This window comes from Rhodococcus sp. APC 3903, assembly GCF_030407755.1.
Classification (GTDB): Bacteria; Actinomycetota; Actinomycetes; order Mycobacteriales; family Mycobacteriaceae; genus Rhodococcus_F; species Rhodococcus_F erythropolis.
The window spans coordinates 23,147-47,137 of sequence record NZ_JASDCV010000012.1 but is presented as its reverse complement, the minus strand read 5'-3'; the positions used below and the strand labels follow the sequence as shown (position 1 = coordinate 47,137).

Annotated in this window: 21 protein-coding genes; 9 read left to right on the top strand and 12 right to left on the bottom strand. The window is 63.0% G+C overall.

Annotated elements, in window-relative coordinates:
- Positions 1 to 49: 49 nt before the first annotated feature.
- Positions 50 to 1,024: an ABC transporter substrate-binding protein gene (locus QMA15_RS18205; RefSeq protein WP_021332711.1), complete on the top strand. Its 975-nt coding sequence runs from the start codon at positions 50 to 52 to the stop codon at positions 1,022 to 1,024.
- 1 nt (position 1,025) lies between these two features.
- Here the strand turns inward: QMA15_RS18205 and QMA15_RS18200 are convergent, their stop codons facing one another.
- From QMA15_RS18200 to QMA15_RS18180, 5 genes are read right to left on the bottom strand one after another with little or no spacing between them, the layout of a single operon-like run.
- On the bottom strand, positions 1,026 to 2,066 hold the full coding sequence (locus QMA15_RS18200; RefSeq protein WP_046378965.1) for an ABC transporter substrate-binding protein: 1,041 nt from the start codon (positions 2,064 to 2,066) through the stop codon (positions 1,026 to 1,028).
- Entirely contained in the window at positions 2,063 to 2,914 is an 852-nt protein-coding gene (locus tag QMA15_RS18195) for an ABC transporter ATP-binding protein (protein WP_044479581.1), read from the bottom strand. Before QMA15_RS18195 ends, QMA15_RS18200 begins: the two co-directional genes overlap by 4 nt.
- Positions 2,915 to 2,937: 23 nt before the next feature.
- Positions 2,938 to 3,987: an iron-enterobactin ABC transporter permease gene (gene fepG / locus QMA15_RS18190; protein ID WP_019744683.1), complete on the bottom strand. Its 1,050-nt coding sequence runs from the start codon at positions 3,985 to 3,987 to the stop codon at positions 2,938 to 2,940.
- Complete coding sequence (locus QMA15_RS18185; protein ID WP_020970315.1) at positions 3,984 to 5,111, bottom strand: Fe(3+)-siderophore ABC transporter permease; 1,128 nt, start codon at positions 5,109 to 5,111, stop codon at positions 3,984 to 3,986. Before QMA15_RS18185 ends, fepG begins: the two co-directional genes overlap by 4 nt.
- Complete coding sequence (locus tag QMA15_RS18180) at positions 5,108 to 5,995, bottom strand: siderophore-interacting protein (RefSeq protein WP_020970316.1); 888 nt, start codon at positions 5,993 to 5,995, stop codon at positions 5,108 to 5,110. Before QMA15_RS18180 ends, QMA15_RS18185 begins: the two co-directional genes overlap by 4 nt.
- Before the next feature lie 258 nt (positions 5,996 to 6,253).
- On the opposite strand from QMA15_RS18180, the gene QMA15_RS18175 reads away from it, so the two are divergent.
- Positions 6,254 to 7,912: an ABC transporter ATP-binding protein gene (locus QMA15_RS18175; protein ID WP_252858526.1), complete on the top strand. Its 1,659-nt coding sequence runs from the start codon at positions 6,254 to 6,256 to the stop codon at positions 7,910 to 7,912.
- The gene (locus QMA15_RS18170; RefSeq protein ID WP_021332707.1) at positions 7,909 to 9,666 is read left to right on the top strand and encodes an ABC transporter ATP-binding protein; all 1,758 of its coding nucleotides are present in this window, start codon (positions 7,909 to 7,911) and stop codon (positions 9,664 to 9,666) included. Before QMA15_RS18175 ends, QMA15_RS18170 begins: the two co-directional genes overlap by 4 nt.
- Before the next feature lie 43 nt (positions 9,667 to 9,709).
- Here QMA15_RS18170 and QMA15_RS18165 read toward each other — a convergent pair whose 3' ends face one another.
- Entirely contained in the window at positions 9,710 to 10,534 is an 825-nt protein-coding gene (locus QMA15_RS18165; RefSeq protein ID WP_003946247.1) for an AraC family transcriptional regulator, read from the bottom strand.
- A 139-nt stretch (positions 10,535 to 10,673) separates the two neighbouring features.
- On the opposite strand from QMA15_RS18165, the gene QMA15_RS18160 reads away from it, so the two are divergent.
- Positions 10,674 to 12,164, top strand: a complete 1,491-nt coding sequence (locus tag QMA15_RS18160) for an acetyl-CoA acetyltransferase (RefSeq protein WP_019744689.1) — start codon at positions 10,674 to 10,676, stop codon at positions 12,162 to 12,164.
- Between the two features lie 66 nt (positions 12,165 to 12,230).
- On the opposite strand, the gene QMA15_RS18155 is transcribed toward QMA15_RS18160, so the two are convergent.
- A complete protein-coding gene (locus QMA15_RS18155) occupies positions 12,231 to 13,469 on the bottom strand; it encodes an HNH endonuclease signature motif containing protein (RefSeq protein ID WP_290285698.1) in 1,239 nt (412 codons plus the stop codon).
- A gap of 273 nt (positions 13,470 to 13,742) precedes the next feature.
- On the opposite strand from QMA15_RS18155, the gene QMA15_RS18150 reads away from it, so the two are divergent.
- A complete protein-coding gene (locus tag QMA15_RS18150; RefSeq protein WP_019744692.1) occupies positions 13,743 to 14,240 on the top strand; it encodes a TetR family transcriptional regulator in 498 nt (165 codons plus the stop codon).
- Here QMA15_RS18150 and QMA15_RS18145 read toward each other — a convergent pair.
- The 4 genes from QMA15_RS18145 to QMA15_RS18130 all read right to left on the bottom strand — a co-directional run bounded on the left by QMA15_RS18145 (position 14,237) and on the right by QMA15_RS18130 (position 18,871).
- Positions 14,237 to 16,045 (bottom strand): ABC-F family ATP-binding cassette domain-containing protein, encoded by a 1,809-nt coding sequence (locus QMA15_RS18145; protein ID WP_290285695.1) that lies wholly within the window; start codon positions 16,043 to 16,045, stop codon positions 14,237 to 14,239. The two genes, QMA15_RS18150 and QMA15_RS18145, sit on opposite strands and share 4 nt — an antisense overlap.
- Entirely contained in the window at positions 16,045 to 16,980 is a 936-nt protein-coding gene (locus tag QMA15_RS18140) for a 4-(cytidine 5'-diphospho)-2-C-methyl-D-erythritol kinase (RefSeq protein ID WP_024487798.1), read from the bottom strand. The genes QMA15_RS18145 and QMA15_RS18140 overlap by 1 nt, the downstream gene beginning before the upstream one ends.
- Positions 16,981 to 17,061: 81 nt before the next feature.
- On the bottom strand, positions 17,062 to 17,838 hold the full coding sequence (locus QMA15_RS18135; RefSeq protein ID WP_019744694.1) for an ABC transporter permease: 777 nt from the start codon (positions 17,836 to 17,838) through the stop codon (positions 17,062 to 17,064).
- Positions 17,839 to 17,875: 37 nt separating this feature from the next.
- A complete protein-coding gene (locus QMA15_RS18130) occupies positions 17,876 to 18,871 on the bottom strand; it encodes an ATP-binding cassette domain-containing protein (RefSeq protein ID WP_019744695.1) in 996 nt (331 codons plus the stop codon).
- A gap of 96 nt (positions 18,872 to 18,967) precedes the next feature.
- Here QMA15_RS18130 and QMA15_RS18125 point away from each other — a divergent pair, with 96 nt between their 5' ends.
- Positions 18,968 to 19,936, top strand: a complete 969-nt coding sequence (locus QMA15_RS18125) for a YafY family protein (RefSeq protein WP_019744696.1) — start codon at positions 18,968 to 18,970, stop codon at positions 19,934 to 19,936.
- Positions 19,937 to 20,033: 97 nt separating this feature from the next.
- Here the strand turns inward: QMA15_RS18125 and QMA15_RS18120 are convergent, their stop codons facing one another.
- Positions 20,034 to 20,237 carry a cold-shock protein gene (locus QMA15_RS18120; protein ID WP_003946232.1) on the bottom strand — a complete coding sequence of 68 codons (204 nt, stop codon included), beginning with the start codon at positions 20,235 to 20,237 and terminating at the stop codon, positions 20,034 to 20,036.
- 314 nt (positions 20,238 to 20,551) lie between these two features.
- On the opposite strand from QMA15_RS18120, the gene QMA15_RS18115 reads away from it, so the two are divergent.
- Genes QMA15_RS18115 through QMA15_RS18105 form a run of 3 tightly spaced genes read left to right on the top strand, consistent with a single transcriptional unit; the run spans position 20,552 to position 23,944 of the window.
- Positions 20,552 to 20,761: a heavy-metal-associated domain-containing protein gene (locus QMA15_RS18115; RefSeq protein WP_003946267.1), complete on the top strand. Its 210-nt coding sequence runs from the start codon at positions 20,552 to 20,554 to the stop codon at positions 20,759 to 20,761.
- A gap of 7 nt (positions 20,762 to 20,768) precedes the next feature.
- Positions 20,769 to 21,683, top strand: coding sequence for a hypothetical protein (locus tag QMA15_RS18110; RefSeq protein ID WP_019744697.1), 915 nt, complete (start codon positions 20,769 to 20,771; stop codon positions 21,681 to 21,683).
- Complete coding sequence (locus tag QMA15_RS18105; protein WP_019744698.1) at positions 21,683 to 23,944, top strand: heavy metal translocating P-type ATPase; 2,262 nt, start codon at positions 21,683 to 21,685, stop codon at positions 23,942 to 23,944. Before QMA15_RS18110 ends, QMA15_RS18105 begins: the two co-directional genes overlap by 1 nt.
- Positions 23,945 to 23,991 lie beyond the last annotated feature (47 nt).

Genomic DNA, 23,991 nt, shown 5'->3' with positions numbered 1-23,991 from the left:
CATCAGGTTAGGCTTACCTAGCTTAGTTCGCCATGTTCGGAAGGTTTTCATGAAACTCACCCGCCGGTTCGCCGGATTCGCCGCACTACCCGCCGTCGCCGCACTCCTACTCACCGGTTGCGGAAGTAGCGACGCATCACCTTCTACCGAGACCAGATCTGCCGACCAGTCCTGGAGTTACACAACGGGATACGGAAACACGATCACCCTCGATCACGCCCCGAAGCGGATCGTCGTCGACGCGTATTCCGCAGCGGCGCTGTGGGACTACGGTATTCGGCCGGTCGGCATCTTCGGTTACGGCGTCGGCAATCCCGACGTCACCGATCATGCCGACGAGTCGACCATGACGGTCGTCGGCCGTGAAGGCGAACTCAGCGCGGAAGCACTTGCGGCACTGGACCCCGACCTCGTCATCGGGTACGGCAACAGTGACGACCCGACGCGATGGACTTGGTGGGACGAGCCGATGGGCAACACCGTCAACAATGTTGCACCGTTTGTCGGCGTCAAGTTCTCCGGAGCCTCGACACCGAACGTGTTGAGCGAATACGCCTCACTCGCCGAAGCTCTCGACGGGAACACCGACACAGCCGCAGCACGCGAGGGCAAGGAAGCATTCGAATCCGGTGCAGAGCGAATCCGAACTGCCGCGGCCAAGGTCGACGACATCGAAGTCCTCGCCCTGAACGGTGACAGCTCCGAGTTGTACGCAGGCACAACGGCGCTCGCCCAGTTCGGTTATCTGAAAGAACTCGGTGTGAAGTTCACCGGACCGGGAGGCGACAAAGGCTGGGCCGACCTCAGCTGGGAGCAGGTCCCGGATTACCCGGCGGACATCGTGTTCCAGTTCGCGAAGTCGGCAGAAGCATTCGCAGTATCACCCGTGTTCGTCAAGCTGCCCGCGGTGACCGCGAACCAGGTGATCGACTTCGACGACAAGCGTCCCAACACCTACGCCAATTACGGCGCCTGGTTCGAGCAGGTTGCACAACTACTCGACCAGGCCCGCAACGTCGCCTGAATTACTGCCCAGCAGTGATTCGCCCGGCCGCTTCCTCGAGAACGTCGAGGAAGATGGCCGCGGTGAGCGCAAATCCTTGGTTGTATCGCGCGTCGCTGGTCAACACGTTGCCCGCTTGAACTGCAGGCAACCGCTGCCACGTCGGCTGCGTCTTGATCGCGTCGAGTGCTTCCTGATCGCGCGCTTGGGCGATGATCACATCCGCCGGAGCCAAGGTGTCGAGTTGCTCGAACGACAACTCGAACGAGTTCTCTGCATTGTCGTCGTCACGGAAAAGCACGTCCAGGCCGGCATCGATCGCAACACTGATCCGCAGATTCCGCTGATGCACAAGGAATCCGGTCGGCGTCTGAACGCCGAACACGATCTTCTTTCCGCCCAGCTTCTCCTGCAACATGGGTCGCAGTCTCGCGAGCTTGTCGTCGTACTCCGCGATGGAAGCCTCGGCGATTGCCACACGGTCGAGTTGGCTAGCCTGCGCCATCAGCGCACCTCGCCAGTCGACCGGGTGTCCGGCGATCGGTTCGACGTCGTCGCCGACGACCAACAGCGGCGCGATCGAAGACAAGCGCTCGGTGCCGTACCAGTCACTCGTGTAGCCGATCGCAGTGATCACGATCAGATCGGGTTCGAGAGCGAGCAGAGCCTCGAAATTGGTGGAGAAATCGCCGGCTACGTTGACGAAGCTCGCGTCCTCGATGGTACGGCCGGGAAACTGGAATCCTGCCTTGGCATCGGGGAACCAGAAGTTCCCCGAACCGACGATCGGGTAGTCCATCATCATCGCGAATTCGAGGTCGACGCGGCCGTCCAGCACCACAACGCGCTTGGGATCGCGCGGAACGTCGCCGCTGAACTCGCCCCACGTGTACGGGAGAGTGTCACTGGCCGAGTCCGACTCGGCATCCGAAGTTCCACACGCACTCAGCGCCAGTGCTGCAGCCACACCGGCTGCGCCACCGAAGAATCGGCGCCGTGAAATGCGGTCGACGATCTGAGCCCACTCCGAATCGGTGACCTGCGTATCCAGGACGAGTGTCATACCTTTGCTCCTTCGATGTTTCGCTGACGCTCGCGTCCCAGCGGAATGACAAGTGGTGTGTGGGAAACCGGATCGTCGATGATGCGGCACGCCATGCCGAACACCTCCTGCACCAGTTCTTCGGTGATGATCTCCGCGGGCGGGCCTTCGGCGACCACGGCGCCGTCCTTCATCGCGATGATGTGAGTTCCGTAGCGGCACGCGTGATTGAGATCGTGAAGCACAGCCACCAGCGTGTGCCCGTCGTTCTCGTTCAGATCGCGGCACAACTCCAGAAGCTCGATCTGATGCGCAATGTCGAGGAACGTCGTCGGCTCGTCCAGCAGCACCAACGGAGTCTGCTGCGCGAGAACCATAGCGACCCAGACACGTTGGCGCTGACCACCGGACAGTTCGTCGACCGGCCTGGCCGACAGATCCGTGACCTTGGTTGCCTCCATCGCCTTGATGACGGCGGCTTCATCCTCCCGGGACCACTGACGGATCAGCTTCTGGTGCGGATAACGTCCTCGCGCAACCAGATCGGCGACTTTGATGCCGTCCGGCGCGATCGACGTCTGCGGCAGAAGCCCGAGTCGCCTCGCGACTTCCTTGGCCGGGTACGACGTGATCGCCTTGCCGTCGAGGAGAACTTTGCCGGTAGTCGGCTTGAGCAACCGCGACAACGCACGCAGAAGCGTCGACTTGCCGCAGGCGTTGGGACCGACGATGACGGTGAAGCCACCGTCGGGGATCTCGACGTCGAGGTGCTCCGAGATGACGCGCTTGTCATAACCGATCGTGACGTCCTCGGCGCGAAGCCGATTCGTCTTCTCAGCCACGACGCCCGCCGCACTTGCCTCGTTCACGCTGTTCCTCGTTCCTTCACCGATCACTGCTTACGGGCCTCTCGCGCGAGAAGCCATACAAAATAGATGCCACCGATGGAGACCGTGACGACGCCGACCGGCAACTGTGTCGGTGCAAAAGCTCGCTGCGCCACCCAGTCGCTGACCATCAGCAACGCGCCACCCATTGCTGCCGACGGCAGCAGGGTCACTCCGGCACTACCGGTCAATCGCCTCACCAATTGCGGAGCCGCCAGCGAGACGAATCCGATCGGTCCGGCCGCTGCTGTCACCATGGCCGTCAGAGCGACTCCGAGAACAACCAGGGAAAGCCGCGTGGGTTCGGCCCGGACGCCGAGCGCCTTGGCGGCGTCGTCGCCCATCTCGAGCATCTGCATCCGCCTGCCCAACACCAGGATCAGCGGAACGAGGATCGCCAGCACGACGACCACCGGCCACACCTGAGTCCAGCCGAGACCGTTCAACGAACCGGCACCCCACACTGCGGCGGCCATGGCGTCGTCAAGTTTCGCCTTGAGAATCATCCAGGTGTTGACCGAGCCCAACATCGCGCTGATGGCGATACCGACGATGATCAACCGAAATCCCTGCACACCACGCTTGTACGCAAGGAGGTAAACCACTGCTGCGGTCGCGATTCCGCCCACCAGAGCACCGACTGCGATCTCGTAGTAAGTACCACCGATGAGGAGGATGACCACAAGAGCGCCCGTGTACGCACCGGAGTTGAAGCCGATGATGTCTGGGCTACCCAACGGGTTCCTGGTGAGCGATTGGAAGATCGCACCGCTCATGCCGAGTGCCGCACCGAGCATCAGCGCCAACAGAACTCGGGGCAGACGCCATTCCACGACGACCATGTGGATACGCGCGGGAGCCTCGCCGAACAGTGCGCCGAGGACGTCCCCGATCGGCACCTGGTAGTCACCACTACCGAGGGCGATGACGCCGATCGCCAGTGCAAGCGCAACGAGGATGAGACAGACCGTGACCGTGCGGACGTCGATCCGCGCGGACCACCCTTCTTTGGGTGAGCGCACCACCGTGGTGGGGCGCCCGAAATCGATGCTCACAGACCGCTCACCTTGCTTCGACGCACCAGCATGATCAGCACCGGAGCACCGATGAAGGCCGTGACGATACCGACCTGAAGTTCACCCGGGCGCAGCACGATTCGGCCGACGACGTCGGAAAAGAGGAGAAGAATCGGCGAACACACCAATGTGTACGGAAGAATCCATCGCTGATCGGGTCCGACGAACCATCTCGCGACGTGCGGAACCATCAGACCGACGAATCCGATCGGTCCGGCCGCAGCCGTCGCCGCGCCACACAGCAACGTCACCGCGATGACGCCGAGAATACGAGTGCGAGTGATATTGGCACCGAGCGAACGTGCCAGATCGTCACCCAAAGCCACGGCATTGAGCTGGCGTGCCAACGCGAGCGCCAGGAAGAGCCCGATGAGGATGAAGGGTGCAACAGCCAGAACGATTTCCAAGGAACGCCCGCTGAGTGAGCCGGCATTCCACTGGCGCATCTGGTCGAAGGCGGTCGGGTTGAGCAAGGTGATGCCGGACGAGATGCCGCCGAGCACGGAGCCGATGGCAACACCGGCCAGTGTCAGCCGAATGGGCGTCGCACCACCTCGACCGATCGAGCCCAGCGTGTAGACGATCGCCGTGGCTATCACCGCTCCGAGGAACGCGAACCAGATGTACGACCAGATGCTGGTCAGGCCGAAGACCGCGACGGCGACAACCATCGCAAAGCCTGCTCCGGCATTGACACCGAGAATTCCGGGATCAGCCAAGGGATTTCGTGTCATCGCCTGGATGAGGCCACCGGCCACGCCGAGCGCCATGCCGACTATCAGACCGAGCAGAGTACGCGGCAGCCGCAGGTCACGGATGATCACGTGATCGTTCGAGTCGTCGTAGTTCACCAGCGCGTCGATGACCGTGCCGAACGGAATGGTCTTCGATCCAACCGCAATGCTCAGAAGGAGCACGGCGGCGAGCACCACCAGGCACACCAGAAGACCCGCCATACGACGAGAGTTGGTCGATACCAGGCCGTCCGGTTGCTTCTGCTTCTCTTGCAGCGACTCGTCGATCAGTTCTTCGGTGTGTTTGTCGACGGCTCTCTCGTCAGCCGCACTCTGATCGACGGCACTCTTGTCTAATCCAACGGTCACAAGCCGGCGCTCTCTAGAGTCTTCTCGACCTCGTCGCGAATCTCTTCCTCGTCGCGGTCCGATTCCCAGGCCGCATCGAGTGCCGCGCGGACACTCTCGTCGAGGGCCTCGTACTTCGCGTTCCAGACCTCTGCCTTGTAGGTCCAGTAGCCGATGACCTTGTACTGCTCACCCGGCAACTTGAGTTCGTGGCGAAGGTACTTGCGGATGTCACGGAGCATCGTGCTCTCGCCTGCCACCCACACGTATCCGAGTTCAGTGGGCAGGTTCATCGCGCGAACCGCGTCCGGCAGCTTCGACGGTGCAACACCGTTGCCACTGCCGACCAGCCAGATGAACTCGACGTCGGCGTCCGAGGTGATCTGCTGCTTGTGCGACTCGTCCACCACCTCGACGATCGCCTTGGCCGACATGCCGGCCGGCAACTGTTCGATCAGACGACCGAGTGCGGGGAGTCCGGTTGCGTCGGCGACGAACACCTGCCAGCGTGCGTCGGCCGGCGGCTCGTAGAGGCCACGAGACTCGCCGATCGCCAACTTGTCACCGATCTCGGCTTTCTGCGCCCAGTCGCTGGCGATTCCGCCCTCGTGAACGACGAAGTCGATTGTCATTCGGCTGGTTTCGGCATCGAACCGTCGCACGGTGTACGGCTGGCACGGGGACGGTTCCTCGCCCTCCGGGTACCGCCAACCGCGCGGTGCGTCCGGATCTTCCGCCGGTAGAACGAACTCGCCTGTAGCCGGGACCGGGAAGTGGAGGCGCAGGTATTCGTCACCGGTACCGGTGGTTTCGAAGGCGGTCAGTTCCTCCCCTCCGAACACGATACGAACCATTCCCGGGGTCACGTACTCCTTGTGAAGTACCTCGCCGAACACAAGACTCACAACAATCTCCAACATCGATGGAACATGAACCGGACCCGAACACAAGGATCAAATCCGACTTCCGGACATAGTTAACCCGCGCTAAGTAAGGTAGACCTTAATTTATTGCAGTGTTGTCGATGAGTCGATGCCTTCTCCGCTGCAACGGGGCCAACTACTATCGCAATTCGGCCAACGCAATACATATGGCCTGTTCACGACAAGTATTGGCACCGGTGTGACTTCTGACTACCGCCCACGATCCCTAGCGTGGACCCAGTGCCTTCGACACCACTTCTTTCGGCCGAGACAAACGGTCCCCCAACCGGCACGGCGATCACGCCGCGCCAGGTAATCACACGCGCGATCGCTTCCGAAGGTCGCGGAGCCAAGTTGGCGGCGGCGTCCGTCGGCTTCACCGGCCACCAGGTCGCGGAAGCGTTGGTGCCGGTGGTGATCGGTGCGGTGATCGACCGTGCTGTCGCGACCAGCGATGCCGCCGCACTCGGAAAGTGGATCCTCGTTCTCGGAATTCTCTTCACCGGCTTGTTGCTCAGTTGGCGCTTCGCGGCACGCATCTCCGATTCCGTCACCGAGCACGGTGCGCATCGCTTGCGGATGGACATCGCGCGCCGAGGCCTCGATCCGCACGGCATGTCGCCGCGGCGCATGCCTGGCGAGGTCTACTCGATTGCAACATCCGACGCGGGTTCGGTGGCCGGATTCACACACACGCTGAGCACAAAACTTGCGGCCGCCTGTGGAGTGCTGACCGCCGCGATTTCGCTTCTGGTGATCTCGGTGCCACTCGGCCTGCTCGTCATTCTCGGTACGCCCCCGGTGCTGGCTCTCATGCAGGTGGTCAGTCGACCGCTCGAACGCCGAGCCGAGACCGATCAATGGCAGGGCGCCAAGGCCGGTGCCCTGGCCGCAGATCTACTCTCCGGACTTCGAATCCTCTCCGGCATCGGCGCCGGAGATGCTGCAGCGCAGCGGTATCGGGGAGCCAGCCGGACTTCGCTGGAAGCAACCCTTCGCGCACAGCGATACCAAGCGATGTACTCCGCCGCCAATGTTGCGATCGCCGGTGCTTTCCTCGCCGTCATCGCGTACGTGGGTGGACGGATGGCAGCGTCCGGGAGCATCTCGGTCGGTGAATTCGTTGCCGTGGTTGGTCTGGCACAGTTCCTTCGCGGTCCGTTGATCGACATCATCTACTTCGGCGCCGGCCTGGCACGGGCGCGTGCTTCCGCCAACCGCGTCGCAGCACTTCTCGGGACCACCGAGGCTGTGACTCCCGCGGGTGAACCTGTGCCCCTGAATCACTCCGAGTTCCTGACGCTGCGCGACGTCGTGTTGGCCGGAGCGTCACCAGTCGATCTCGACGTCAAACGCGGCGAGATCATCGGCATTGTCACCGAGAATGCCGCATGGGCGGATGCGTTGGTCGACGCACTGGCGCGTCGAATCGAGCCTTCGAGCGGAACAATTCATCTCGGCGACAACGCCATTCACGAGTTGCACATCGACGAACTTCGCACTCACGTTCTGGCAGCACCGCACGACGCGGCACTGTTCATCGGCACAGTCGGCGACAACATCGACGCCCTCGCACCGATCGGTCGCCGCAACGACGAGGCCATAGCCGCTGCCGCCGCAGATCAAGTGATCTCTGCACTGCCGCTCGGCCTCGCCACCCGAGTCACCGAGCAAGGGAATTCTTTGTCCGGCGGACAGCGTCAGCGCATCGCGTTGGCGAGGGCACTGGCAAGCGAAGCGCCCGTCCTGGTGCTGCACGATCCCACCACTGCCGTCGACTCCGTCACCGAAGCGCGCATTGCTCGCGGGATCGCCGAGGTACGCGGGGCGCACGCCACAATACTTCTGACCAGCAGCCCCGTGCTGCTCGATATCTGCGATCGGGTGATCGAGCTGTGAACGAACTACTCCCCACCGCAACACCGAAACAAGCGCGCCGCGCGGCACTTCGGTTGATGGGACCCCACCGGATCTCCGCGATCGCAGCAGTCGTCACCCTGACCGCCGCGACCGCGATCGGTCTGCTCACACCGCTGGTCCTCGGCGCCATGGTCGACGCCGTGACCGACGGAGACGGCGACGCTGTCTCTCGCATCGGCACACTGACTCTCGCGTTGGTCGGCATCGCGGTTGCCTCGTCCCTTCTCGTCGGAGTGAGCAACTACCTGCTTGCCGGTGTCGGTGAACGTGTTGTCGCCGACCTGCGCGAAGAAGTTGTCGTCCGGGTTCTCGACCTTCCCCAGAGCGACGTCGAACGCGCCGGGCGCGGAGACCTGGTCTCCCGCATCACCGGCGACGTGCGGTTGGTGACTCGGGCCGTATCCGAAGCACTTCCGGTTTTTGCCACCGCGGCACTGACCATCGTGTTGACGCTGATCGGATTGGGTAGCCTCGATTGGCGATTCGCTGTCGCCGCGGTGATCGCGGCACCCATCCAGATCCAGGCGCTGCGCTGGTACCTCTCGAGGTCTGCACCGGTCTATCGCGAGGAGCGGGAGGCGGAAGGTGCACGTGCGCAACAGCTCCTGGACTCGCTGAGCAACTCCGACACCGTCGGATCGCTTCGCCTGGCCCAGCCGCATCTCGAACAGATCGAATCTCGATCGATGGCCGCCGTCCGCCTGAGCTTGTTGACCACGCGTCTACGCACCAGGTTCTTCGGCCGGCTCAACATCGCGGAGTTCATCGGCCTGTCCGCTGTGCTGATCACAGGCTTCTGGCTGGTGAAAGACGGTCAGATCAGCATCGGCGCCGCCACCGCCGCCGCCCTGTTCTTCCACCGCCTCTTCGATCCGGTGGGCGCAGTTCTCAGCGTGTTCGACGAATTGCAGGAAGGCACAATCGCGTTGGCTCGCCTGGTCGGAGTCACCCTTGCGCCCGTGCCATCCGCACCGACCGATCCGCAGGAACCTGTCGACAGCTCGGCGTCTTTGGAACGCGTCACATTCTCGTACCGAAGCGGCGACGCTCCTGTTCTGCGAGACATCCACATCACCCTTCCGGCAGGAACCGTCACGGCACTCGTCGGCGCTACCGGAGCCGGAAAATCGACAGTCGCAAAACTGGTCGCGGGGACCTACGAACCGACCGAAGGCGTCGTGAAGATCGGGACGGTGCCCCGGAACGAACTGCCACCGTCGACCTCTCGGAGCGCGGTGGCCCTCGTGACTCAGGAGGTCCACGTCTTTGCCGGCACGTTGGCCGAGGATCTGCGGCTGGCCGACCCGTCGGCAACCGACAGCGACATCATCGCAGCGCTCGATACCGTCGGCGCCTCCGATTGGCTGCGGGCGCTCCCGGACGGACTCGAGACAGTCGTCGGGGACGGTGGACACCGGCTGACCGCAACACAGGCACAACAACTTGCGTTGGCAAGAATCGAATTACTGGATCCGCCGCTGCTGATTCTCGACGAGGCGACCGCCGAAGCGGGCAGCGCCGGAGCCAAGGTCCTCGACGATGCCGCTCTGGCTCTGACCCGGGGGCGCACTGCTGTCACAGTGGCACACCGACTCTCACAGGCCGTCGACGCCGATCAGATTCTGGTGATGGACGACGGCCGCGTCGTCGAGCACGGCTCTCACGACGAGTTGGTCAACATCGGGGGTCGGTACGCGGAACTGTGGGAAGCGTGGTCCGCGCCGCGGCGTTGATCGCGACAGTTGCACCGGGCACTTCCGCCCGGTGCAACCCAACTCAAGCGTGCAGGAGATACGGCACCGATTCGGGAGCCACGCTCCCCTTGTTCATCATGCTGCCGGGTGTCCGGCCGGTGACCCGGCGGAACACTGCGACAAAAGCACTCGGAGTTTCGTATCCGACCCGCCTACTGACAACCGAAACCGGCACGCCAGCAGCCAGGTACGTCAGTGCTGCGCGGACTCGAACCTGAATTCGCCACTGTGCAAAGGTCATTCCCGTGCCCTGAGCGAACACACGCGTCAGCGTACGGACGCTACCGCCGGCCGTCAGCGCCCATTCGGACAGCGACCGCTGGTCTGCCGGATTGGCGACCAACGCTTCGGCGACGAACAACGCTCGCGGATCGGTCGGCATCGGAACCTCCACCGCAGCAACTTCGAGCGGCTGCAACATGTCGAAGGCCACCCGCTCGGCGCGACTGCGCGCCTCGTCGGGCATGTTCCGCCGATGCATGTGCAGGAGTACCTCACGCAGGAGAGCGCTGACACCGAACAAGCCCGGAACACCCGACGGCGCGGCGTGCGCCTCAGGCCGGAAGTACGTGCAGAAGAACTCGGTACCTGGGCCCGCCTTCACGGCATGCAACGCCCCGGCAGGCAGCCACAGTCCGGCCGAAGGCGGCACCTCCCAGGTGATGCCGTCAGCGACAACCGTGAGCATTCCACCGGAGTTTCCCCAGATCAGCTCATGTTCAGGATGACGATGCGGGGCCCACTGCCGCTGATGAGAGAGCTTCAGAGTCACCGTTGTCATCGAGTAGGGGTGATCGATGGAACGCGGCCCCACGGGCACCGAAATTCTCTCTGCCACAGCTGTCATGAAGACGAGTATAGGACTTTCGTTAGGCATACCTAAATAGGAACCCGAAAATTGTTGACTGTGACCCCAGAGTTACACATACCAGGGTCCCCGATATCGTGACTGCAACTCCCGGCTACGGGTCGGCAACGAGAGGTACATGATGGTTGACGCATCACGAATCCCGGTCATCGTCGGCGTCGGCGATCTGCGCTGGAATCCTGCCGACGGGCACCGCGAACCTCTTGACTTGATTCACGACGCCACCGTCGCCGCGTTGAACGACAGTGGACGCGCTGAGCTGGGAACACAGATCGATTCCGTGTTCGCGATCAAGACGGTCAGCTGGTCGTACGACGATCTCCCCGGGCTGCTTGCCTCACGATTAGGCGCGACCCCCACTGTCACCTCTACCTCGCCGATCGGTGGCCACTGGCCGGCGGCACTCCTCGATCGGATCGGCGCGGCCATCGCTCGCGGTGAATCCTCGGCTGCTCTGCTCGTGGGCGGCGAATCGCACGCCAGCAGCACCGCGCTGCGAAAGTCCGGAGTCGCTCCCGACTCGATCGGGTGGACCGCTGCGCCCGGTGGGCCTCCCGGATTCGATCCGGCCGACCTGGGAAGCCCTGAAATGCAGCGCGCCGGTTTCATCGTGCCGACGCGCGTCTACCCGCTCTTCGAGAACTGTTTCAGTGCTTCCGAGGGCCACGGCGCCCGCGAATCGCTCGCCTGGTCCGCGAAGATGTACGCCGCATTCTCGGAACTGGCATCGAAGAATCCAGCCTCCTGGACGTCGGAGATCCGATCGGCAGACGAGATCGGCACCGTCGGACCTGGCAATCGGATGGTCTCCGAGCCGTACCCACTGATGCTCAACGCCATGCCCTTCGTCAATCAGGCTGCGGCCGTTGTCGTCTGCTCGTTGTCGACGGCCCGCGAGTTCGGGATCGATGAAAGCAAACTGGTGTACCTCTGGGGCGGCGCTGGTGCGAGTGATCCGTTGGACATCCTCAGCCGCAACAGCTTCGACAGCTCGGCCGCGATGCATGACGCCGTGCATCGCGCACTCGATGGTGCCGGAGTCGGCGCCGACGCACTCGACATCGTAGATGCCTACAGCTGCTTCCCGATCGTGCCCAAGCTGTTGATCCGCGAACTCGGACTTCCCGATACCGCGATCCCAAGCGTCACAGGAGGTCACTCGTTCTTCGGCGGACCGCTCAACAGCTACACCCTGCATTCCGTCGCTGAAGTCACCAGGCGAATTCGCGACGGCGCGAACCTTGCCCTCGTCCACGCCAACGGTGGATTCCTCACATACCAGCACTGCGTACTGCTGTCGGCCGCCGCTCATGCCGACGGGTACGTCGGTGACCCCGACGCACGTGCTTTGACCGCGGAAGCTCCGGAACTGATCACCGATTACCAGGGCACTGCGGAAATCGTCACTGCCTCTGTCGAATACGGTCGCACTGGCGAACCTGAGATCGGGTTCGTGATTGCAACAACGCCGGACGGCGGCCGTGTCGCCGGTCACACCGGTCCCGAGAATGCCGCCGAACTGACCCAGCTTCGCGGTGACAACCCGGCGGCGATCGGGCGGACCGTTCATATCAGCGACGAGAACGGGAAGCTCACGCTCACGTTCTGACGGTCGACAGCCGTGAGCACCGGGGCATGTTTGTGCCCCGGCGCTCACGTCTTCAGTTGTCGCGATTCACGCCGCGGTGGGCGGACTGTTCCCGCCGATCGGATGCTGGTGCGGATCAACCGACATCGGCGGATAGAACACCGTCTTTCGATCCGGGCCGATCTCCACCCGCCACTCCGTGTGATGCATCGTCCGATGATGATGACCGCACAACAGAACCAGGTTGTCGAGATCCGTTGGGCCACCATCGTTCCAGTGAACAATATGGTGAGCATCGCACCACCCCGACGGCGTCCCGCACCCCGGGAACGCACACCCACCATCCCGAACCGCCAACGCCCGCCGCTGCGGAACCGTCGCTGTTCTTACTTCCTTACCGCAGTCGAGCGGAACACCGTTCTCATCCAACAAGATCCGCGTCACGGTGCAGTCGCAGGCCAGCATCCGGGCAGTGTCGATACTGATCGGACCCACCCAATCCGTCCACGCGAACCCTAACTCCTCGGTGGACGGCAAGAGGTCTTTCAGAACTTTAAGGTCCGTCATGTCCTTGGCCGACGCAGTCACCGTGATGTGTGGTTTCACGCCGCCCTCGATCGGACCCAACCCCGCCCGCTCATACCGGCGCAGGAGTTCGCAGAACCCGTCCGCCCGTCGTAAAGCAGGCGTGCGGGTGTCCTTGACACCGTCCTTCTCCGGTGTCGGAGCGGACAGGCTCGACAGCAGCGTGATCAACCGTGCCCCGTTGACCGCATCCAGATCGCCCTTCACAGACTCCCGCCCGTACAAGCCTTTCGAGGCGTAGAACTCATTACGTTCGGAATCCTCGCCGACCGGAACACCGTCCTCACGCTTGCCGTACTGCTTCTCGATCCGCCGGATCGCCGCCCGCACCGCATCACAATCGGCAATGTTCTTCGACGCCAACCCGAGCAGAATCCCCCGGGCCTTGTCCACATCCGCCAGGGTCATGTTCTTCGGCGGATGCTGACAAAACGACGCCACCTGACGCGCCTTCAACGCATCCACATCACCACGGTGAAACGCATCGCCCACAACAGGTTCGAGCATCAACAACCGCGCCAACCCGACCAGCAGACTGCACTCACCGATCTCCAAATTCGTCGAACCATGCAACCACTGTGCGATCGCCCGAAAACCCTTCCCGCCGAGAACCTCACGGGAAAACATCTCCACGATCAGCAACACCATCCGCGACTGCAACTCGTGCCGGACACGCACCAGATCCAGAACCTCACACTTGAGGCCCTCACCATCCAGCTGCCACGCATCCCGACTGTCCATACCGAAATCTTAATCGAACATACTTTCGATAGCCAGAGACAAAGCGGACAACTTCAGGAACATGAAGACTCGAGACCTGTTGAAGTACATCAACATTCACCTAGTCGTCCAATATCACGCGATAGAAGACATACCCCGCAAAACACACAATCGCAACAACACACAGCACGAGCAGGATGTCGAAAAGGACGACCATGCTTCACCCCCAGTGAGTTCAACCCAGTTCAAGAACTTCTCCACGCGGAGAAGAACGTATCACGGTATCTTCTCTGCGTGGAGAAATCGACGCGAGAAGCACTTCTGGACGCCGGGCTCGACCTGCTGGGCCGGGTTGGGTTTCGAGCCTGGTCGATGAGAGGCGTCGAAGACGAGGCAGGCGTGCCACACGGCAGCGCACGGCACTACTTCGCAAATCAACGTGGACTGATAGTCGAGGTGGTGCGACACCTTCTGGACGGCGATCTTCCTCGCCCAGGCGAGACGCCGAAGCAACAAGTGGCCCGGTGGCTGGGGCCTGAATCCGGCCGCACCCGGGCGCGTTACGAACTGATCATCGCGTCATTCCACGATCCCGACCTCGCAGTGGAACTGGTGCGTGGTCGGGATCGGTTTGTCGACATCTTGGTCGAACGCGGCATGACATCGTCCGATGCAACGGAGTTGGTCGCAGCACTGGACGGGATCGTGCTGGACGCACTGCTACGCGAGCAAGCACCGGAGAGTGTGGATCCAGAGCGAATCTTCAAGAAGTTCGGAGCGAAATTCCCCTAGCCGTCCAGCTCGGCGAACAGCTCCATCCACTGCTCCTCGGCGGCTTCCTTGTCCGCGATGACCTGCTTGAGTTCAGCCCCGAGCTTCGGCAGCTTGTCCGGGTCGGTGGCTGCGTCGGCGAGGGAAGCGTGCAGCTTCTTCTCGCGGTCGTCGAACTTCGCAATGGATCGCTCGAGCTTCGAAAGTTCCTTGCGTGCAGCGCGATCCGCGGCACCGTCGCGGACCTGCTTGCTCTTCGACGCACCACTCGCCGTCGAGGCCACCGACGGGTTGTCGCCGTCCCCCATCGCTGCGCGTCGACGCAGGTAGTCCTCGATACCACCCGGCAGGTTGGTGAGCTTGCGATCACCGAAGAGAGCCCAGGTGGTGTCACAGATGCGCTCGATCAGGTACCGGTCGTGCGAGATGACCACCATGGTGCCCGCCCAGCCGTCGAGCAGATCCTCGAGTTGCTGAAGCGTGTCGATGTCGAGATCGTTGGTGGGCTCGTCGAGAAGCAGAACGTTGGGCTCGGCCATGAGGACACGCGTCAACTGCAGACGGCGGCGCTCACCACCGGACAGATCGCCGACGGGGGTGCGCTGACGCGCCGGTGTGAAGCCCAGCCGCTCAGCCAGCTGACCGGCTGACACTTCCTTGTCCCCCAGCGTGATTCGCTCGGCTACGTCCTTGACCGCGTCGAGTACGCGCATGTCGGTCGGCAGATCGTCGAGTTCCTGCTTGAGCCAACCGATGTGGACGGTCTGCCCCTGAATGCGCTTGCCTGCTGCGGGCTCGAGTTCACCGGCCAGCGTCCGCAGCAGAGTCGTCTTGCCCGAGCCGTTGACACCGACCAGGCCTACACGCTCCCCCGGAGCGAGCCGCCAGGTCAGATCCTCGACGAGTACGCGGCCGTCCGGGGTCTCCAGACGCGCGTCTTCGAGTTCGATGACAACCTTGCCGAGTCGACGCTGGGCGAAGGACGCAAGTGCCACCGCGTCACGAGGTGCCGGAACGTCGGCGATCAAGGCCTCCGCGGCCTCGATGCGGTACTTCGGCTTCGATGTACGGGCCGGCGCACCGCGGCGCAGCCATGCGAGTTCCTTGCGCGCAAGGTTGCGTCGACGCTCTTCGGAAGCGTCGGCCTGACGCGAACGCTCGGCGCGGGCGAACACCCAGTCGTTGTAGCCACCCTCGTAGCTTTCGACGCCGCCACCGACAACCTCCCAGGTGCGGGTGGCGACGGTGTCGAGGAACCAGCGATCGTGGGTCACGACGACAAGCGCGCTGCGACGCGAGACGAGGTGCTCGGCCAACCACTGAACACCTTCGACGTCTAGGTGGTTGGTCGGCTCGTCGAGCACCAGCAGATCGAGGTCCTGAACCAGAGCCGCAGCGAGAGCCACGCGGCGACGCTCACCGCCGGACAAGCCGTCGACCTTGGCGTCCAATGCGGACCGCTCGCCGCCGGCGCCCAAGTTGTCGATGCCGATACCCGAGAGCACTGAACGAATTCGAGCATCGCCGGCCCACTCGTGCTGAGCCACTCCGAGCGGCCCCAGGACTACTTCACCGACCGTGGAGCCTGGAGGCAACACACCGCGCTGCGTCACGACGGCCATGCGCAATCCGCCGACGCGGCTCACGCGTCCCGAATCCGGCTGCTCCACACCCGCGAGGACTTCGAGCATGGTCGTCTTGCCGCCGCCGTTGAGGCCGACGACACCGATGCGCTCGCCTTCCTCCACGCCCAGGGAGACCCCGTCGAGCAACGGCTTGACGCCGAAAGACTTCGACACGTTTTCCAGATTGATCAGATTCGCCATCAGTGCTGTCCCTTTGCCGCATTGTCGAGTATTCGTGCTCCGGGAACGGGTCCGCTCGCCACGCGAACGGTGCGGCACACCCCCGCTCCCGCAAGTTCTGCGCTCACTTCCACCGCGGACTGTGCGTCGGCGCAGAGAAAGGCGCACGTCGGTCCGGAGCCGGAGACGATGCCGGCCAAAGCTCCGGCTTCGACACCCGCTCGCAGCGTCCGTCGTAGATCCGGGTTGAGTGAGAGTGCTGCCGCCTGCAGATCGTTTCCGAGCAGCGGGGCGAGCACATGAGGGTCACCGGTGGTGAGCGCGTGAATCAACTCGTCAGCGGTACCCAATCGATTCGGTGTGCCTTCGGCGCGAAGCTTGTCGAGTTCCCGGAAGACAACCGGCGTGCTCAAGCCTCCCTTGGCCAGCGCCAACACCCAGTGAAAGGTGCGGCGCGTCAAGACGGGGACAAGTTGTTCACCGCGACCGGTCCCGAGGGCAGTGCCACCGTGCAGCGAGAACGGAACGTCACTCCCGAGACGTGCCGCGAAGGCGTCGAGATCAGGCCGCGAGAAGTCGAGTTTCCACAACGAATTGAGCGCAACCAACGCGGCTGCCGCGTCGGCGCTCCCGCCGGCCATACCGCCTGCGACGGGAATGCCCTTCTCGATGACGATCTCGACATTCGGGGCCACGCCACCCTCGGCCGCAAGCATCTCGGCGGCACGCCACACGAGATTGGTGCGATCGGTCGGTACGGCCGCGGCGTCGTCGCCGATCACCCGCACGGTCAAGGTGTCCGCAGGCGCCACCGTGACAGTGTCTGCCAGCGACAATGCCTGAAAAACGGTCGTCAGTTCGTGATAGCCGTCGTCTCGCAGGTCCCCGACGGCAAGGTGGAGATTCACCTTGGACGGGGCCCGGACAACTACGGGGCGAGGAACGACGGAGAGCACAAGGAACAACAATAGGCGCTGCGAACACCTGGGCGAAAACCTGCGACCGCCGCATCCCATCCGACAGCAAGCACACCCACGCTATTTCACCGCGCGCACGCCTATCCCCAGCCCGACCACAGCCACGCTGACGGCAGCGAAGATTCCTGCCAGAACGCTGCCCGACGCGAAGTCACCGGCAAAGAGTGCCCGCTCGGCGTCTACGACGTAGCCCAGCGGATTGATGTTCACGAGGACCTTCATCCAACCTGGTGCGTCATCGAGTGGAAGCATGGTTCCCGACAGGATCAGGAGCGGGAACATCAGCGTCTGCTGAACGACCCAGAACATCCAATCCTGCTCCCGCACAGCCAGAGCGAGAGCGTACGAGAGCGCACCGAGTCCGACGCCGAACACTCCCAGCAGGACGATTCCGAGCGCAGCGCCCGCTGCATTGACGTCCAATCCGAGCGGTAGCGCAACAAGGATGATCAGAATCGCCTGCGCGGCAAGCGGAACCATCTCCTTGCATGCCCTCCCGATCAACAACGAAGAGCGTCTGAGCGGAGTCACCAACATTCGCTCGTGGGATCCCTGCTGCATCTCCATCAGAAGGTTGGAACCGGTCATCGTCGTGCCGAAGATCGCGATCATCACCAATACACCGGGGATGAACCAATTCCATACGCCGTCGCCGGTTCCCGGGACCCCTTTGAGCAGAGGCCCGAACAGGGCCAACAGGATCAGCGGCTGGATGAGGCTGAAGATGACGCTGACCGGGTCACGCAACATCGGTCGCAGTTCACGGCCCATCACGATCGCGCTGTCTCGAACAATGTTGCCGTGCGCGCTACGTGGGGTATCGAGTGTGATTGTCATGGCGGATTCCTGTTCGTCGTAGTTCTTCGTCGTAGTTCTAGGAAGCAACCGCGGCGGCGCTCTCGCGCAGGCTGCGGCCGGTGAGAGTGAGGAAAACGTCGTCGAGAGTCGGCCTGGTGATGTCGGCAGTGACTGCGCGGGCGCCGCGGGCATCGGCTTCACGCAGCAATACCGGTAGCGTCGAATCACCCTCGCCGGCACGGATACTCACCGAGCTTGCCTCGACCGTGACCTCACGCACAGTGACAAGTTGCTCGGCCACCGACGCCGCGATGGCGGCCGCTTCGGCGTTGTCGAACGTGAGCAACAAATGATCTCCGGCAAGATCGGCCTTGAGTGCGGCAGCGGTGTTGTCCGCGATGACAGTGCCTTCGTCGATGACGATGACCCGCTCTGCCATCGAATCCGCTTCTTCGAGGTAGTGCGTGGTCAGCACGATCGTGGTGCCCATCTCGCGCCGCAACCGCAGGATGTGGTCCCAGAGGTTGGCCCGACTTTGCGGGTCCATGCCCGTGGTCGGCTCGTCGAGGAACAGGAGCGGTGGGCGATGGACCAGGCCCAGAGCGATATCGAGCCGCCGTCGCTGCCCGCCGGACAGCGTACTGACCTTTCGAGTACCCAACTCGGTGAGTTCGAGATCACGCAGCAATTCGTCGGCCCGGACCTGCGAGTCGCCCTTGGGCATTCCGTAGCACAACCCCTGCGTCACCAACTCGTCGCGAACCCGCTGGTTGTGGCCGGCTCCGTTCCCCTGTCCGACGTATCCGAGGCTGGAGCGCACCTCGTTTCGTGCCGCAGCGATGTCGAATCCTGCGATCCGCGCAGTACCGGAAGTGGGCTCGAGCAAGGTGGTCAGCATGCGCAACGTCGTCGATTTTCCGGCACCGTTCGGCCCAAGCAAGGCGACCAACTCGCCCTCCGCTACGTCAAGAGTGACTCCCTTGACTGCTTCCACGAGTTTCTTGCCCTGGGCGAAGTGCTTGGTGAGCGCCTCCGTCTCGATCATCGGTCTGCCGTTGTTGATGCGACTCATGATGTGCCCCAATTTCTTCTCGACTGGTCGGATGAGGACCAACCTAAATTCAATTGAGGACGCATTGGGTCCTAAATGTTTGGCAGACTTCTTGCCATGAAGGAGACATCGGCTCGCCTACTGCGGTTGCTGTCACTGCTCCAGACACGTCGAGACTGGTCCGGTGCCGAACTCGCAGACAAGCTCGCGATCACCCCGCGCACAGTCAGACGCGACGTGGACCGCCTCCGCGATCTCGGCTACCCGGTCGACGCGACGGTCGGCGTCGGCGGTGGATATCGCCTGGGAGCGGGCGCGGAGATGCCCCCGCTACAGCTCGATGACGAAGAAGTGCTCGCGGTGGCGCTCTCTTTGCAGTCCGGAGCGACCGGCTCTGTGGTCGGCATCGGCGAGGCTTCGATGCGCGCGCTGGCGAAGCTGCGGCAGATCATGCCGTCGAGGCTGCGACACCGTCTGGAGTCGCTGTCGATCGACGTCGTGCCACGCGAGCCCGCCGCGAGCGCAGTCGATGCGTCGGTACTGTCCGCCATCGCGTCCGTATGCCACAACCACGAGCGTTTGAGATTCGACTACCGCACTCACGACGGCACCCAGAGCCGACGCGAGGTGGAACCGTACAGGCTCGTACGGTCGGGTGTTCGGTGGTATCTGGTGGCTTGGGATCTATCTCGCGAAGACTGGCGGTCGTTCCGCGTCGACCGGATGGAACCCAAGATTCCCACCGGTCCGCGGTTCACGCCGCGGGAACTACCGGCCGGTGGCGCGGCAGACTTCGTTTCGCGCGGCGTCGCCCGGGCTTATTCCTCCACGCGCGCAACAGTTCTACTGCATGCACCCATCGAGCAGATAGCACCAATGGTCAATGAGCAGTGGGGATCAGTGGAGTCCACCGACGAAGGGCGTTGCGTCATAGTGCTTTCGGGCACTTCCCTACGGTCGATCGCAATGTGGCTCAGGGCTTTCGACGTCGATTTCACCGTTGTGAATCCACCCGAACTCCGCGAGGAATGCCGCGCGATCGCAGCAGAAACCGCAGTGGCCGCTCAGCGTTATCTCGATGCGTGAGAGCACTTTTCACCCAAAATGCAACAAGACCCCAACTCCGAAGAGTTGGGGTCTTGTCAGTACGTCATGCGTCGGTTGCCCGACTCACATGGACGTCTTAGACGATGGTAACGCCGGTGGCCTGCGGGCCCTTGTTGCCCTGACCGATCTCGAACGCCACGCGCTGGTTCTCCTCGAGAGTGCGGAAGCCGCCACTCTGGATCTCGGAGTAGTGAACGAAGACGTCAGCACTGCCGTCTTCGGGAGCGATGAAGCCGAACCCCTTCTCGGAGTTGAACCACTTCACGATGCCCTCTGCCATGTAAATCTCCTCTAACACAGTGTCAACAGGCAGTCGCTTCGACCGCCCGGGTCACTTACTACGACCGTTCTGAGACAAATCCGTGGAGGATGTCCAAACGCTCGCAACCTAACCATTTGCGAGCGTGGAAACACAAACACAAACACTTACGACCAACACAAGTAGACCACACATCCGCCCTGTTGTCTTCCCTGAGGCCTTCGTCACTGCCCAACCCGTTGACAGTCATACCCCCTGGGGGTACCTTCAGTCCCAGGGAGATACCTACACCGGGTATCCGTAAAATGAGTTTTACACAAGCGAAGGGATCTGCGATGACCACCGCCGAATACACCGTTTCCGGAATGACCTGCGGACACTGCGTCGGATCCGTCAAGGAAGAGATCGGCAACATCGCGGGCGTAACCGCGGTGGATGTCGAATTGGCGAGCGGACGCGTCGTTGTCACCAGCGATGCCCCCGTCTCCGCAGCCGACGTCGTCGCAGCAGTCGACGAAGCCGGCTACGCAGTCGTACCAAGCTGAGTCAGCCGTGCGCACCTCGACAACACTTGCCACCTACGCCGTCGGGTTGGTCGCCGTCTTCGGCGCCGCCCTCGGCGTGGGGGCCGCAATCGGAAGCCCGATAGACATGTCCACTACCCAGCACAGCACTCACGAATCAACCGCTGAATCGATGCCAGGCATGGATTCGGCGACACCCGCAGGGCTCGAAGTCTCTTCCGGCGGATACACACTCACCGACATGACCGCACCCGGTCGAGCTGGGGAGCCGGGAACCTTGACCTTCCGGATTCTCGACAGCACCAACAAGCCCGTCGTCGATTTCGACCTCCTGCACGAGAAGAAGCTCCACCTCATCGTCGTCCGAAACGACACCAGCGAATTCCGCCACGTACATCCTTCTCTCGCCGCAGACGGCACCTGGTCGATCGACTGGACCTGGCCCGTCGCCGGCACCTACCGAGTCTTCGCGGACTTCGATCCCACCGACGGCACCCAACTGACACTCGGCCGAAACTTCGACGTGGCAGGCGAATTCACTCCTGCGCCGCTGCCCGCGAAGAGCGCGACCGCAACCGTCGACGGATACACCGTGACTCTCGACGGTGATCTGACCACTGCCGGCGGCCCGATCACGCTGAGCGTTGCTCGCGACGGAGCCCCGGTCACCGATCTCGATCCGTACCTCGGTGCCTACGGTCATCTTGTTGCGCTTCGCACCGGCGACCTCGCCTACCTGCACGTTCACCCCGAGGGTGAACCGGGCGACGGCGTCACTTCTCCCGGTCCTGACGTTTCCTTCCACGCACAGGCGCCGAGCGAAGGCACATACCGACTGTTCCTCGACTTCCAGCACGAGGGCGTGGTTCGCACCGCCGAATTCACTGTTGATGCAGGCATTTCCGCAGCTTCAGTTCCAGACAATCACGAGGGAGGGCACTGATGACGTCACCGACTGCGGTCGACAATGCTGCCAACTCGAGCAGCGTCGAACTCGCGATCACCGGAATGACCTGCGCCTCCTGCGCGTCACGAATCGAGAAGAAGCTCAACAAGATCGACGGCGTCACAGCCACGGTCAACTACGCGACGGAAAAAGCCAAGGTCACCTTCCCGGACGGAGTACCCGTCGAAGATTTGGTCACCGCCGTCGAGAATGCCGGTTACGCTGCCGCGCTCCCGAAACCGCCCAGCGCGCCAGACACCGTCGACCCGGATGCGGAAACCCCGCAGGATCGTGATCTGCGCGAGCTTCGTACCCGCCTGATCATCTCGACTCTGCTCTCCGTGCCGGTCATCGCGATGGCGATGATTCCTGCGTTGCAGTTCGACAACTGGCAGTGGCTCTCCCTCACGCTGGCCGCACCGGTCATCGTGTGGGCGGCCCTTCCCTTCCACCGGGCTGCCTGGGTCAACCTGCGTCACGGCGCCGCAACGATGGACACGCTCATCTCGCTGGGCACCATCGCAGCGTTCGTCTGGTCGCTGTATGCACTGTTCTTCGGCACCGCGGGCGAAGCGGGAATGAAACACGCGTTCAGACTGACGGTCGACCGGATGGACGGCAGCGCCAACATCTACCTCGAGGTTGCCGCGGGCGTCATCACGTTCGTGCTCGCCGGACGCTACTTCGAGCACAAGTCCAAGCGCACGTCCGGCGCCGCACTACGCGCGCTCATGGAACTCGGTGCAAAAGACGTCGCGGTACTGCGAAACGGCGTCGAAGTACGAATCCCCGCCGAAGAACTGGCAGCGGGCGACTCCTTCATCGTTCGGCCCGGCGAGAAGATCGCCACCGACGGCATCATCACCGAAGGCCGCTCAGCCGTCGACATGAGCATGTTGACCGGCGAATCCGTGCCGGAGGAAGTCGGTGTCGGAGACACCGTCGTCGGGGCCACCGTCAACGTCGGTGGAACATTGACCGTCGAGGCCACCCGCGTCGGGAGCGACACCCAACTCGCCCAGATGGCGGCACTGGTCGAAGACGCCCAGAACGGCAAGGCCGAAGTTCAGCGCCTCGCCGATCGAATCGCCGGCATCTTCGTACCGGTCGTCATCGCGATTGCCGTTGCGACACTGGGCTACTGGCTCGGTACCGGCAACCCCATCGAGATGGCATTCACCGCTGCGGTCGCCGTCCTGATCATCGCGTGCCCCTGTGCTCTCGGATTGGCAACGCCCACAGCTCTGTTGGTGGGCACCGGCCGCGGAGCCCAGATGGGAATCCTCATCAAGGGACCCGAGGTGCTCGAATCGACGCGCGCAGTCGACACCGTCGTGCTCGACAAGACGGGAACCGTCACCACCGGTCAGATGACATTGCTGGACACCGTGGTGGGCGAAGGAACAACCGTCGACGAGGTCCTTCGGCTGGCCGGCGCCCTCGAACATCGCTCCGAGCACCCCATCGCCGCTGCGATCGCGAAGGGTGCGACCGAAGCCGTGGGCGAATTGCCTGCGGTCGAGGATTTCGTGAACGTCGCCGGTCGCGGCGTGCAGGGAATGGTCGAGGGTCATGCCGTTGTTGCCGGCCGAGACGCGCTGCTCGCCGACTGGTCGATGCCGTTGCCGGAAAATCTCCGTGACGCGAAAGCTGAAGCAGAGAAGGCCGGGCGCACCGCAATCGCGGTGGGCTGGGACGGCAAGGCGCACGGCATCCTCGTAATCGCCGACGCGGTCAAGGACACGAGCGCCGAAGCAATCGCGCAGTTGAAGGCACTCGGCCTCGAACCGGTTCTGCTGACCGGTGACAACGCCACCGTCGCCCGCACTGTGGCGGATCAGGTCGGGATCAGCACCGTCTTCGCCGAGGTCATGCCGGCGGACAAGGTCGACGCCGTCAAGAAGCTGCAGGCGGAAGGACGCGTCGTAGCCATGGTCGGCGACGGCGTGAACGACGCGGCGGCCCTGGCTCAGGCCGATCTCGGTCTGGCGATGGGCACGGGTACCGACGTTGCGATCGAGGCCAGCGACATCACCCTGGTGCGAGGTGACCTGCGGTCGGCAGCCGATGCAATTCGACTGTCCCGCAAGACGCTCAAGACCATCAAGGGCAACCTGTTCTGGGCATTCGCATACAACACGGCTGCGATCCCGCTGGCTGCGGCCGGCCTGCTCAACCCGATGCTCGCTGGTGCCGCAATGGCATTCAGCAGTGTGTTCGTGGTGAGCAACAGCCTGAGGTTGCGGCGGTTCAAGTAAGGGGGCAAGCCCCTGTGCGCGGTTAGGGAGTCCCTGCACTCCTTAAC